This window comes from Pseudoalteromonas sp. TB25 (assembly GCF_000497995.1).
Taxonomy (GTDB): domain Bacteria; phylum Pseudomonadota; class Gammaproteobacteria; order Enterobacterales; family Alteromonadaceae; genus Pseudoalteromonas; species Pseudoalteromonas distincta.
This window is the reverse complement of record NZ_AUTI01000232.1, coordinates 1-13,474: the sequence shown is the minus strand read 5'-3', so window position 1 is coordinate 13,474 and position 13,474 is coordinate 1. Positions and strand designations below refer to the sequence as shown.

General features: G+C 37.9%; 9 protein-coding genes and 1 pseudogene. 6 read left to right on the top strand and 4 right to left on the bottom strand.

All coding sequences use genetic code 11. The features are described 5' to 3' along the window. Nucleotides 1-88 precede the first annotated feature (88 nt). Nucleotides 89-2,254, top strand: a complete 2,166-nt coding sequence (locus L652_RS0107090; RefSeq protein WP_024603378.1) for a S46 family peptidase — start codon at nucleotides 89-91, stop codon at nucleotides 2,252-2,254. A gap of 105 nt (nucleotides 2,255-2,359) precedes the next feature. Here L652_RS0107090 and map read toward each other — a convergent pair whose 3' ends face one another. After that, a complete protein-coding gene (gene map, locus L652_RS0107085; RefSeq protein ID WP_024596934.1) occupies nucleotides 2,360-3,136 on the bottom strand; it encodes a type I methionyl aminopeptidase in 777 nt (258 codons plus the stop codon). Then, nucleotides 3,129-3,335, bottom strand: coding sequence for a ParD-like family protein (locus L652_RS0107080; protein ID WP_024596935.1), 207 nt, complete (start codon nucleotides 3,333-3,335; stop codon nucleotides 3,129-3,131). The genes map and L652_RS0107080 overlap by 8 nt, the downstream gene beginning before the upstream one ends. Nucleotides 3,336-3,539: 204 nt before the next feature. On the opposite strand from L652_RS0107080, the gene L652_RS0107075 reads away from it, so the two are divergent. The 5 genes from L652_RS0107075 (at nucleotide 3,540) to gntR (ending at nucleotide 11,124) form a co-directional block, all read left to right on the top strand. Continuing rightward, nucleotides 3,540-6,059: a bifunctional diguanylate cyclase/phosphodiesterase gene (locus L652_RS0107075; protein ID WP_024596936.1), complete on the top strand. Its 2,520-nt coding sequence runs from the start codon at nucleotides 3,540-3,542 to the stop codon at nucleotides 6,057-6,059. Between the two features lie 308 nt (nucleotides 6,060-6,367). After that, complete coding sequence (locus tag L652_RS0107070; protein WP_024596937.1) at nucleotides 6,368-7,639, top strand: aminotransferase class I/II-fold pyridoxal phosphate-dependent enzyme; 1,272 nt, start codon at nucleotides 6,368-6,370, stop codon at nucleotides 7,637-7,639. A 258-nt stretch (nucleotides 7,640-7,897) separates the two neighbouring features. Then, complete coding sequence (locus L652_RS0107065) at nucleotides 7,898-8,278, top strand: BlaI/MecI/CopY family transcriptional regulator (protein ID WP_004586391.1); 381 nt, start codon at nucleotides 7,898-7,900, stop codon at nucleotides 8,276-8,278. A gap of 11 nt (nucleotides 8,279-8,289) precedes the next feature. Then, entirely contained in the window at nucleotides 8,290-9,906 is a 1,617-nt protein-coding gene (locus L652_RS0107060; RefSeq protein WP_024596938.1) for a M56 family metallopeptidase, read from the top strand. 195 nt (nucleotides 9,907-10,101) lie between these two features. After that, nucleotides 10,102-11,124 (top strand): gluconate operon transcriptional repressor GntR, encoded by a 1,023-nt coding sequence (gene gntR, locus L652_RS0107055; RefSeq protein ID WP_024596939.1) that lies wholly within the window; start codon nucleotides 10,102-10,104, stop codon nucleotides 11,122-11,124. A gap of 46 nt (nucleotides 11,125-11,170) precedes the next feature. On the opposite strand, the gene istB is transcribed toward gntR, so the two are convergent. Beyond that, nucleotides 11,171-11,923, bottom strand: a complete 753-nt coding sequence (istB, locus tag L652_RS0107050) for an IS21-like element helper ATPase IstB (RefSeq protein ID WP_008108712.1) — start codon at nucleotides 11,921-11,923, stop codon at nucleotides 11,171-11,173. Continuing rightward, nucleotides 11,916-13,381 (bottom strand): annotated as a pseudogene (locus L652_RS01000000123400) (IS21 family transposase). The gene istB and the pseudogene L652_RS01000000123400 overlap by 8 nt, the downstream one beginning before the upstream one ends. Nucleotides 13,382-13,474: the final 93 nt, after the last annotated feature.

Here is a 13,474-nt window from a genome sequence, read left to right as displayed (position 1 = left end):
TCGATTGTAACAATTCATTGCACGGCTATTGACCTCATTAGCTACTGACGAGTAACCTGTTATAGAAACAAATAAAAAGGATTCTATAATGCGTTTAAAACCTCTTGTAGCTACATTAGCAGCCACATTTTCTTTATCACTTTCAAGTAGTGCCATAGCCGACGAAGGCATGTGGCAACCACACCAACTTCCAGAGTTAGAATCAATTTTAAAAGCCAAAGGGCTTGAAATTAATGTTGAATCTATTTCTAAATTAACCGAATTCCCAATGAATGCGGTAATTAGCCTAGGTGGCTGTACAGCATCGTTTGTATCGCCTAAGGGTTTAGTTGTGTCAAACCATCACTGTGTTTATGGCTCGGTGCAATACAATTCAACACCTGAAAACAACATATTAGAAAATGGCTTTTTAGCTAAAAGCCCTGCTGAGGACTTACCAGCAGCGCCGGGTTCACGCGTATACGTCACAGAAACAGTTACTAATGTGACTGACAAAGTTAGTAAAGGTATTGAAGAACTAAGCGGTAAAGCACGCTACGACGCAATAGTAAAAAACGAAAAAGCGCTAGTAGCCCAGTGTGAAGCCGACGAAAGCTACCGTTGTAACGTGTATTCGTTTCATGGTGGTTTAGAGTTTTACCTAATTAAGTCACTTGAAATTAAAGACGTACGTTTATCTTACGCACCAGCTATGGGCGTAGGTAAATACGGTGGCGATATAGATAACTGGATGTGGCCGCGCCACACAGGCGACTTTGGTTTTTACCGCGCTTATGTAGGCAAAGATGGAAAACCAGCTGAGTACAGCGAAGACAACGTACCTTACGTACCAGACTCTTACCTAAAAGTAAGTGCCAAAGGCGTGCAAGAAGGCGACTTTGTAATGGTTACAGGCTACCCANCTAACCGCTACCGTATAGCAACAGAGGTAGATAACGTATTTAACGACAGCTACCCTAAAGCACGCGTTCATAACTCAAAATACGTGTCGCTTATTGAAGAAAACTCAGAAGACGGCAGTAAAGCGCGTATTGCTTACGAAAGCACCATTGCAGGTTATAACAACTATATTAAAAACTATGGTTCGATGATCGAAAGCTTCAAAAAAGGCACTATGCTTGAGCGCAAAAAACAGTTTGAGCAAGAGTTAACACAATGGATCAATAGCGATAGTGAGCGTAAAGAGCAATACGGAAGCGTATTAGGTGAGCTATCTGAGCTAATTGCACAATCACAAGAGCACAGTGAACGCGACCGTATGTTAGGTTATGTACATCGCTCACAAATGATCAGCACAGCACGACGTTTATACCGCCTAGCTTACGAAAAACAAAAGCCAAATAGCGAACGTGAATCTGGTTATCAAGAACGTGACTTACCTCGCATTAAAGCAGGGCTTGAGCGCATGACGCGCCGTTATGATAGCAAAGTAGACAAAGCTATTTTACTGCACTTTTTAGAGCTGTATGCAGCACTTCCAAAAGAAGAGCGTTTTAGCGAGGTTGATAACGTATTTAAAGTACAAAATGGGTTTGATAAAGCAACCCAAAGCGCGTTACTTGATAGCATGTATGAACAGTCAAGACTTGATAATGCCACTGTTCGCAATTCATTATTTGAACAATCGTTTAGCCAGCTAAATCAAAGCCAAGACCCATTTGTGCAGTACGCTAAAGCAATCTTTAAAGTAATGAAAGCAGAGGAAGATAAATCAAAAGCACTTGCAGGTAAATTACAAGCAGCTCGCCCAGAGTTAATGAGCGCAATCATTGCGTTTAACAAAGCTAAAAACAAACCTGTATACGCCGATGCCAACAGCACATTACGAGTAACCTATGGCACCGTAGGCGGCTACTCACCTCAAGATGGCTTGGTAGCAACACCTTTTACCTCGCTTGAAGGGTTACTAGCTAAAAACACCGATGTTGACCCATTTAATGCACCTAAAAAGTTACAAGAGCAAATTAAAGCCAAGCTTTACGGTGATTACACGGGCGGCATGAATACAGTACCAGTAAACTTTTTATCAAATGTAGACACTACCGGTGGTAACTCAGGTTCGCCAACACTTAACGGCAAAGCAGAGCTTGTTGGTTTACTGTTTGACGGTGTTTACGAAAGTATTATTGGTGACTGGGATTACAACCCTGAGCTTAATCGCTCAATCCACGTTGATTCACGCTACATGCTGTGGGTAATGGATAAAGTAGATAATGCACAAAACTTATTAGACGAAATGACAATCGTAAAATAAGTAATTAGTGAGATAAGAGAAGGGCGCTTACCGTAAAGGAAGCGCCTTTTTTGTTAATCATAATGGGTTACGGTTTGTATACGTCAGTAGCATAACTTAGTTTTGCTAAGCACGCTTCTCTTCATCGCGAAGTGTTAAAACTTCGAAGCCAGTTTCTGTTACTAGAACGGTATGTTCCCACTGAGCAGAAAGTTTCTTGTCTTTTGTTACGACTGTCCATCCATCTTTTTTAGTTTTTACCTTCTTGGAACGTTGGTTGATCATAGGCTCTATAGTAAAGGTCATACCTGCTTCAAGCACTAACCCTGTATGAGGTTTACCATAATGCAAAACTTGCGGCTCTTCATGCATTTCTTTACCAATACCATGACCGCAATATTCACGTACTACACTATAACCAGAAGATTCAGCGTGCTTTTGAATAGCATAGCCAATATCACCAAGCGTTGCTTTTGGCTTTACCACCTTAATACCTTCCCACATAGCATCATAAGTCGTTTTAACCAATCGTTTGGCTTCTGAGCTTGTCGCTGCAAAAGTATACATTTTACTTGAATCACTGATATAACCATTTTTCTCTAAGGTAATATCAATATTTAAAATATCTTTGTTTTTTAATTTATAAATATTATTGGGTACACCATGGCACACTACGTCATTAACAGATGAGTTCAATGAATACCGATAGCCATATTGGCCTTTACTGGCAGGACGAGCATGTAACACATTGGTAATATAGCTTTCTACTTTAGTGTCTATATCTAACGTAGTTATGCCCTCGCAAATAAAATCATCAAGCATTTTAAATACCTGAGCTAAAAGCTTTCCTGATTCTCTCATGAGCTCAATTTCTGCATCAGTCTTTATTGTTGCTTTACTCATGCAAAAGATCCTGAATAGTAAGCTTTTCTTTTATGAGTTGTTTTTTAATTATTTCATGGTAGGTAAGTGTCGGATTTAACTCAGCAAGCATGCCTATTTTAATCCAAAACTCTGCTTGTGAATTGATAGATCTGGACATGATATTACTCGATTTTCTAATTTCTTCATGCAGCCCATCTGATATTTTCACTATTCCCATTATATATACCGTATATGATTTATGCATGTATCGTATATAATGAAAACATGGATGTCAACTTGGAGGTCTTACAATCAAAAGTGTATTTCTCGGCCACTTCACAAGAAAAATGATTAATAAGCAATACTTTATGTTTGCATTGAATTGTATAAGCAATCCTTTTAAACTGCATTGAGGCAGCTGATAAATTTAATGGGTTATGATATGAGATTGAATGTGACAAGAAGTGCGACTAGTATTTTATATAGCGCTATTTTGTATTTTCACTGTATTATTTTTGCACTAGGAATGGTTGAATCTACTTTTTCTGGGTATGAATTAATGAAGGTGATAAGCCCCACTACGGCAATAATTTCACTGTTAATTGCAGGCGTTTTAGCAACCATAAAAAAAGTAAGTCTATATACAAAGAAGTATTGCATCGCAATAGCTACAGTTGCTGCATTGTGTTTTCTATTTATTCAGTTTTCTTTTTTATTTCATATGCAGGTTAATTTCGATCTGGGAAGCCTTGATAACAACCCATTTACTTTATCATTGTACGCCATTTTTATGTTTACTTGTTTTTCAGCAATTACTATCAAAGCTTTTCATAAAAATATAAAAATAAATGAAATGAAAAAAATAAAATTAGTCGTATTTATAGTTGTATTAATCGGTTCAACTGTGTGGCATCAGTCATCTTTGAATCTAGTCAGAACCCAAGATGCTAATGCAAGAGAAAAAATACACTTATTAGAAACAATGATAAACCGCTCTTTGGCTTCACAGAAAAAAGCTCTAGCTAGAATAAAGACTAGAGTAGAAAAAGTTAGTTTTGAAGATTTTATGCGTCTAATTAATATAGACTCAAAAAATTACATTAGTGATTATAATATAATCAAAGGTGTTTTAGTTCTTGATAATGAATTAAATTATATTTCAGGCGATAATTTTTCTAGCAGTTTTTACTTAAATGGAATGCTAGAAAAACCTACAATAAAATTATGGCTTAAAAGAGATATAGAGGAAGTCCAATTTGCAGCTAACTCATTAACTCTAGACTCCGATATACCAATTTTAATGTTTTTAGCCCCTGTTAAACTTGCGAATCAAAGTCGTTTTTATATATTAAATTTACTAGATATGAACTTATTATTAGAGAAAAGTTATTTAAAATATCTTAGTCGGTATGATACATATTTAGAATTAACTCCAAATGTATACTTTTCAGTAGACTATAAAAATAAAACTCAGTCTGATTTAAACAAGCTAACTAGCCGTTATAACCATTTTATCACTGAAAAAATAAATGTGATGGGTTTAGTTGAACATAATGTCTATACCTTTATCAATGACTATGAAGCAATACACATTGATACCATAATTGATCAATTAATATTATGGTTTACGTTTATATTTATATTTATTTTTGTACTGGTAGCTGATTCATCAAGAGCCTTAGAGTTTAGTACAAAGCATGATGAATTAACTGGTTTACTGAGATTGAAAGCTTTGGAAGAAGAGTTTCTGCAGCTTAGCTCGGTTAGAGGATATAGTAATTTTGCAACTGTAATAGTTAAACTAGATTTTTATGAAGAGATACATAACTCTTTAGGTTATGAAATCAGTGATAAAATTCTGAAAAAAGCTTCTGAAAGAATAAGTATAAATGTTGACAACCGAGTATTAATTTCTAAGGGAATTAACGATAGCTTTGTTTTATATTTTACAGATACTACACCAGCTATCCTTGAGCAAAAAATTGAGGCTCTAATACTCGATTTATCTAAAGCGTACTGTATAGACACATTTGATTTCAATCTTACTGCAAGTGCTGGAGTGGTATTTTATCAAACCCCCGAATTATTTAATTTTAAGCTTAACCTTCAGCAAGCAAATATAGCCCTTGAAAAATCTACAGAGCTTGGAGGGAATCAAATACACTTTTATCAACAAATAATGGATGATAAACACAGCGAAAAAATTATTATCCGAAATAATTTACACACGGCTCTAAAAAACAACGAATTAGAAGTGTTCTACCAACCTATACATAACTTGAATGGGAACCAAATTGTAGGTGTTGAAGCGCTAGTTAGGTGGTGTTGTAACGGTGAATGGATCTCTCCGGCAAAATTTATCCCTGTAGCAGAAACTACGGGTCAAATAGTTCAAGTAGGTAAACAAGTTTTAAATCAAGTCCTTCACGATATAAAAAAACATTCGCAACTGCAAAATATAACCGTAGCAGTTAATTTTTCAACCAAGCAGATTATTAAAGACAATTTTTCTATCGACTTACTCCATTTACTTACTCAAAATAAAATCACATATAAAAATTTCACTGTTGAAGTCACTGAGTCCTCCTTTCAAGAAAAGACATCTATAGAGAAAACATTACTTGAATTAATTAATTCAGGTTTGAATGTTGCTATAGACGATTTTGGGACTGGTTTTTCAAGTTTGTCATATCTTGCTAATCAGCCCGCGAACATTATTAAAATTGATCGAGAGTTTACTCTTGGAGCGGATAAAGATACGAAAGAACGAAAGCTTTTAGATACCATTATCAAAGTTTGTTATGACTTAGGCAAAAAAGTGGTAGTAGAGGGGGTAGAAGATGAAAAGCTAATTACACACTTATCTAGATATAAAGGTATTAGGATTCAAGGATACTTTTTCTCAAAGCCGCTTCCTGTTGACCAACTTATTGAATATATTCGAGCCATACAATACAAATAATATTAGTAATTTATGTTGTCCTCTAAAGTTTCTAATACATATTTCGATTAAGCTTGTTTTATTTAGTGCTTAATACTAATTCATTAAATATAACCTTAAAATAACTTACTACCTAATGGAAGAACACAGCCATATAAAGTTTTTTTATATGGTTTTTCTAAAAAGTTCAAAAGAACATAATCCTTGAACTCATAGCTATTAACCGCCTTAACTTAAATCAAATCACCTAACAGCCTTTAATATATTTCATGTGCATTTTATAACCAAGAAGTGCTAGCTTAGTGGTAAATTAATTGAAGGAAATAATTATGAAATTAGAGTCATTAGCACTGCACCACGGTTACGAATCTGAGCCTACGACCAAATCGGCTGCCGTGCCTATCTATCACACTTCTTCTTATACATTTGATAATACGCAGCATGGCGCTGATTTATTCGATTTAAAAGTACCTGGAAATATTTACACCCGCATAATGAACCCAACCAATGCAGTACTTGAACAACGTATTGCCGCGATGGAAGGGGGCATTGGTGGGCTGGCTGTTGCCTCTGGGATGGCTGCTATTACGTATGCTATTCAATGTTTGTGCGAAGTCGGTACTAACATTGTCAGCACCAGCCAAGTATATGGTGGGACGTATAACTTATTTGCTCATACACTACCTAGGCAAGGTATTGAAGCACGCATGATTAAAGCCGATGACTTTACCGCGTTCGAGAATGCAATTGACGACAACACCCGCGCTGTTTTTTGTGAATCTATTGGTAATCCTGCAGGTAATATTGTTGATATTGAACGTTTAGCACGTATTGCACACAGCAAAGGTGTGCCGCTTATTGTTGATAATACCGTGGCTACGCCGTATTTATGCCGCCCATTTGAGCTGGGCGCCGATATAGTGGTTCACTCACTTACAAAGTATATAAACGGGCACGGTACTGCTATTGGCGGCATGATTGTCGACTCAGGTAAATTTGATTGGAAAGCGAATGCCATGCGCTTTGCAATGATGAACGAGCCCGATCCGTCGTATCACAATGTGGTTTATACCGAAGCTTTTGCTGAAGCTGCATTTATTGGACGTTGTAGAGTAGTGCCACTTAGAAATACTGGCGCAGCGCTTGCGCCTAAAAACGCATCTGACATTTTAATTGGCCTTGAAACCTTAGGCTTAAGAATGGATCGCCACTGCGAGAATGCACAGCACTTGGCTGAGTATTTAGAAAATCATCCAAAAGTGCTTTGGGTTAATTACGCAGGGCTTAAATCAAGCCCGTATAACGAAATGAGCCAAAAAATTACCAGTGGTAAAGCATCGGGTATTTTAAGCTTTGGTATTGCTGGTGGCCTAGAAGCGGGTACTCGTTTTATTGATGCGCTAAACATGATTTTACGCTTAGTTAATATTGGCGATGCCAAGTCGCTTGCGTGCCATCCTGCGTCAACTACACACCGCCAATTAAATGATGAAGAGCTTGCTAATGCGGGTGTAAGTCGCGATTTAATCCGTTTGTCAGTCGGTATTGAAAACATTGCTGACATAATTGCCGATGTAAGCCAAGCGCTCGATAAAGCATAGTTACCTCACTACCTTTCATAAAAAACTTTAAAGCATAAAAAGCGTTAGTTGAAAATAAACTATCGTTTTTTATGTTTTTCTAAAACCAATTAACAAGTATACACCCTTGTTTTATATACCTTTTTTATAAAACCTCCCTAAGACTTTTATATTTCTATCGTTTGTTTTTCATTCACATGTCAATTTTGTATTGACACTAAGATTAGTTACTACTACATTTGTAACAGTACCACTAGAAGTGTAGTAATAGGAGCGACAATGAAACTTAGTGATTTTGAAATGGATATTATGCAGCTGCTCTGGCAGGAAGAACCCTGTACCGCGAGTCAACTACATAAAGTGCTTTTAGCTGATAAGCAAAAAGATAAAAAAGTAGCCTATACAACAGTTAAAACTATCGTAGATAGGTTAGAACACAAAGGGGCGATTGAGCGCTGTGGACATGAAGGTCGAGCTATTGTTTTTAGAACAATCGTGACTCAAGACACATTATCGGGGCAAGCTATGCCTAGTTTTATGCAACGATTTTTTAAAGGTAATTCTCGTAGTTTAATTGCCCACTTTATTAAAGAAGAAAAGCTAAATGATGAAGATATAGAATATTTACAAACGCTTTTAAAAAATAAGAAGTTAGATTAAAGGAGAGGGTAATGACGGATTATTTACTAACTTGCACACTTATTAGCTTATGTATTTTGCTTACAGTAAAAGGGCTAAAAAATGCCCCAGCACGATTAAACTTTTACATTTTAATGACTGCCTTGGTATGTTGGTTTGTCCCTTGGCAATATTTTTCCCAGTTATCCTTATTTGAAGTGGCAAATCGTTACACATTCAACGTGGCGCAATTGATTCCCAATGTTAAAGCATTAATACCAAATGCTGAACAAGTAGCAACTAAGGACGAATTACAAAGCGATATGAGTATATGGGACTTATTGCCATCACTTAGTAATGTTTTTATGGTTTTAGTTTTAGCTGGTTTTGGATTGTTTTCATTACGCATGAGCCTTTATGTAAAGCTTATAAAAAACTTATACATTAACTCAAAGCCAAGTCCTGAACTTAAACACATTAACAATCAGTATCCAATTAGACTAACAACCCATACAGAGCCTGCTTTTGCTACCGGGTTAATAAAGCCTGTTATTTGGCTAGAGTCGACGATGGTAAATCGTGAAGAATTAGATTCAGTCATTCAACACGAGGTAACTCATTTACAACAAGGTGATATTTATTGGACGTGGCTTATTTGTTTTATAGAAAGCGTTTTTTGGTGGAATCCTATTTGCTTAAAGTTAACTGGTTTAGCAAAAGAGCAACTCGAACTTAGCTGTGATGAGTTGTGTATGCAAAAGCTAAAAGGTAAATACCAATTGGATTTAGCCAGTTTATTGCTACAAGAGCAAAGTGCTAAAAGCTCGCCTAACTTTTTTACCCCCCCACTTTTGAATATTGCTCATTCTAAGAGTTTTAATATTCAGAGGATCAAAATGTTAAACAAGGAAAAAACAATGAAAAGTAAATATTTGGTTATGGTTGCGGCGGCAATGTCTTTTAGTGCTTTAGCTGCAGCGCAAATTGTAGATGGTAGTTCAGATAACAAGCAGCCAAGTAATAATACGTCTCAGGCTCCTGTTAAAAGTGAAGAATATAAACAACAACTTGCACAGCTTCTAAAAAGTGCTGCTGGGGCAAAAAGTGATACCCTTGAACTGTTAAACCAAGCTGCGCAAGGCATACAACAATGGCACTTAAATAGAGATAAACTTGCTGGTTTTGAAGAAGCTGAAATTAAACTACAAAGCTTTAGGCTGCTAGATCACGTTTACTCTAAACTTGAGCAATATGAAGATATACTGAGTGCTTACGAAAAATGGTATGAGCCTGGTAGTAACCCGCCTTACTTTTTAAAAAATTCACTAGCAACCGCGTATATACAACTAGGGCGTTATGAGCTTGCTGTTGCAGAGCTTGAAGATTTATCAAAACAGCTTGAAGGGAAACTACATGTTGGCTCTGCTGATAACTTAGCACTGGCATACATTTACCTTGATGATTACGATAAAGCGTTAAAAACCCTAGAGAAGGTTGATGCAAAAGACGATGTATACGGAAATATCCTTAAATATTATGTTTATGATAAACAAAATAACCGTAAAAAGATGGATGAAATCAAAAGTAAAATCCCAGAAGCATTTGCAGTTACCCCCGCGTTATTACCACAAAGCGGCCTACCTGGTTCGCAATTGTTGAGATTGCTATAAGTTTTCAATTACGATGAGGCTCGGAGTATCTGAGCCTCTGTTTAATGTTATTGGTACAAATACAGTAAAATAGGTCTAGATTATTTAAATCTCTTGGGTAATCGCTTAGCGATAACCTAAATAAAAATGGCTAAAAGTAGTGATTTTTCACAATAGTTGGTATGTTACAAGTAACATTTTATTTAATTGTGTGTGATGAAAAAAAACAAGCGTTCTTCTCTTCAAGATATTGCCGATGCGGTTGGTGTAACCAAAATGACGGTGAGTCGTTATTTACGTAATCCCGAAAAAGTATCAGAGTCTACTCGCACTAAAATTAGTGCAGCTATTGATACGCTAGGTTACATTGCAAATAAAGCCCCTGATTTACTCTCTAATGCTAAAAGCTACTCTATTGGTGTACTAGTCCCATCGTTAACGAATCACGTGTTTGCTCAAGTTATAAAAGGCATTGAAGATGTGACAGGGCCTGCAGGATATCAAACAATGTTAGCCCATTATGGTTACAACCCTGAAATTGAAGAAAAACGGGTTGAGTATCTATTGTCGTATCACGTTGATGGTTTAATTTTATCAGAAACCACACACACAGACAGAACGCTAAAAATGATTGAAACGTCAGGCGTACCTGTGATTGAAATAATGGATACTCATCACTCTCCTATGCAGCAAGCGGTTGGTTTTGATAATGTTAAAGCCGCTTTTGATATGACGACGGCACTTTTAAATAAAGGCTATCGCAATATTGTTTATATAGGTGCAAGGCTCGATGTACGAACACGTCTAAAATTTCAAGGTTATTCAGATGCTATGTTAGCTAAAGGTTTTACGCCTAAAAGTGTGATGACTGATCAAGCTTCATCTTATAGTTTAGGTGCTGAACTTTTACAAAAAGCGCGTACTGACTACCCAAATACTGACTGTTTGTTTTGTACTAATGATGATTTAGCAATTGGGGCTATTTTTGAATGCCAGCGAAACAACATTTTAGTGCCTAGCCAAATGGGGGTTGTGGGTTTTCATGGCCATGATATTGGCCAAGCAATGGTGCCTCAATTAGCAAGTGTGATCACCCCTCGTTATCAGATAGGTAATGTTGCGGGAAGAGAGTTGTTGAGCCGGATTAATTCAGATTTGGATGCTAGGATTAATTATAAGCAAGTAATTGATACTGGTTATATAGTTCATCTAGGTGAAAGTGTATCTAGCGTCAATTAACTTGGCCGGTTCCGCGTCAATTATCTTGGCCGGTTGATACCGAATTTTATTTACTCTTATTGAGCGCTGTTTTGCGTCGGTAGCTGTCACCTTCACAATGAATAATCGTGGCATGATGAACCAAACGATCGATTGCCGCGACTGTCATCGTTGAATCTTCAAATAGTTCATCCCATTGCTCAAATGATTTGTTTGATGTGATGATCATGCTGTGTCGCTCATAGCGATGGGCTATCAATTCAAACAGCACGCTCGTTTCCTGTTCAGTTTTTCGAACGTAACCAACGTCATCAACGATTAATAAGCTGTATTTATCGAGCTTTACAAGTTCGTCTTGCAAGCGTAAATGTCGCTTTGCTTGCTGGAGTTGTTGAACAATCGCTGACGCGGCAACGAACTTAACTTTATGGCCCTGCTCGATAAGGCCATAACCGATGCTACTGGCGATATGCGTTTTACCAAGACCACTGGCGCCAAATAACAATATATTGCCACCGTGCTTCAACCAATCCGGCTGATTTATTAAATCAGCAACAAGGGGCTTACTAACCCCATCAACAAGGGTAAAGTCGAAGCTGCTAAGGTGTTTACCCATTGGCAATTTTGCATCTTTTAAAAGCCGCTGAAGGCGTTTGTCATCGCGTGTCGCAAGTTCAACATGGCACAGCTCAGACAAGTATTGCTGCGGGCTCCATTGTTCTTCCATCGCTTTTTTTCCCAGGGTATTCCACTGTTGAAGCATGGTGCTAAGCTTTAATTGTTTCAGCATTAAAGGTAACGAGGCCGTGAAGTTATCCATGTAGACCTCCCGGTATCATGCTGCTATAAGCGCTCAAGCTGTGTTGCTTTATTTTTATTGTGGGTATGTTTGATGCAATCACTAAAAATTGCGCTTCACATTCTCGGATGGCCGGTAATTGTCGCTGAGTAATTGACACTGCTACAAATCGTCCTAATTGACGTTCACACCCACTTTGTTTTGCTAAATGGAGCAGTTTTACCATGTAATAGCTCGCTTCATCCGCTAAAAGATGAGTATTAACGTATTCCCAAATAGCTTTGTAATTGTCGCTTGGGAGTAAGTCGTCACGTAGTTGTGAGTAGCGAAATGCCAATGGTTTTTTAACCAATGCGTCAATAACATGCAAGTAACTAATATTGCGTGCACGGCACCCTTTAGAAGCATAGACACGCGCTAACGTTTGAACTAAATCGCTGCCATAGCGCAGCTCTAAGCGGTTGTCATATAAACGAACAAGTAATCGGCTACCAATAAGGCGTGACGGGACGCTATAGGTAACACGTTTCAATGAAATAGTACTCGTACGTGACACCGTTAGATAATGCTCGGTGTAATTGACGCTCATCGTCCGTGGTAAAGCGTGTAATTGTCGCTGCTCTACTGCGTACTTATCACTTACACGGCGATTACGGCGAGCAACAATGTCTGCAACAAACGATTCATAGACTTCTCTTGTCTGAAAGTCATAACTACCACGGATTTTTAATGCTTGCTCCAGTTGCGATTTAAGATGCCCATGAGGGCTCTCAATAGCCCCATTTTCATGCGCAATACCGCGGTTATTACGGGTCGCTTTAAAGCCATAATGGATAACTAGCTCATTAAAGCGCTCTGTAAAATCATTATCATTAGTATGATTACGATAGGCGGCACTGAGACTGTCTGTACGCACTTCTTTAGGCACACCGCCGGCTGCTTTAAATGCGTTTTGCACACCATCAGAAAAAGCAGCAAAGCTTTCACCGCNCTGGCGGGCATACGATAATGAAACAACATATGCTTAAGGGGTTCACTAGCAATGGTAACGGGTGACTTCACATGTGTGAAATCACATATACCTAATAGGCCATACTCGTGTGTTTGCAGGAATACGACCTCTTTGCTTGAGCCATACAGTGCCCGCCATTTATGAATTCGACGCTCTAATGTACGCCGTGAGCTCGGGTTAAATTTGTCGGTGTGAAACTCGCAAAGATGATCAAAAATTCCCACTGGAGTTAACGTAGCATCACCTTGAAGTAGAGGGACAACAATACTGTCCCAGATAGATTCAAGTGGATCTATACGTGTTCGCCATTGGCGTTTATTAGACAATGGCTGCTCATCCAGTTTATCAATGCGCCTTGCTGAACGTTCAGAAATACCTGCTTTCGCAGCCGCGATAACTTGGCTATTACGCTTTCTATGTTTCATATAAATAGTGACCTGCTGATCAGTGATTCGTGTTCCCGGCACAGTGAACTCCTCCGTTCTGCTGTACCGAACCTTATCAGATCAACCGGCCAAGATAATTGTCGCTAGACCGGCCACCGTAATTGTCGCTTAATA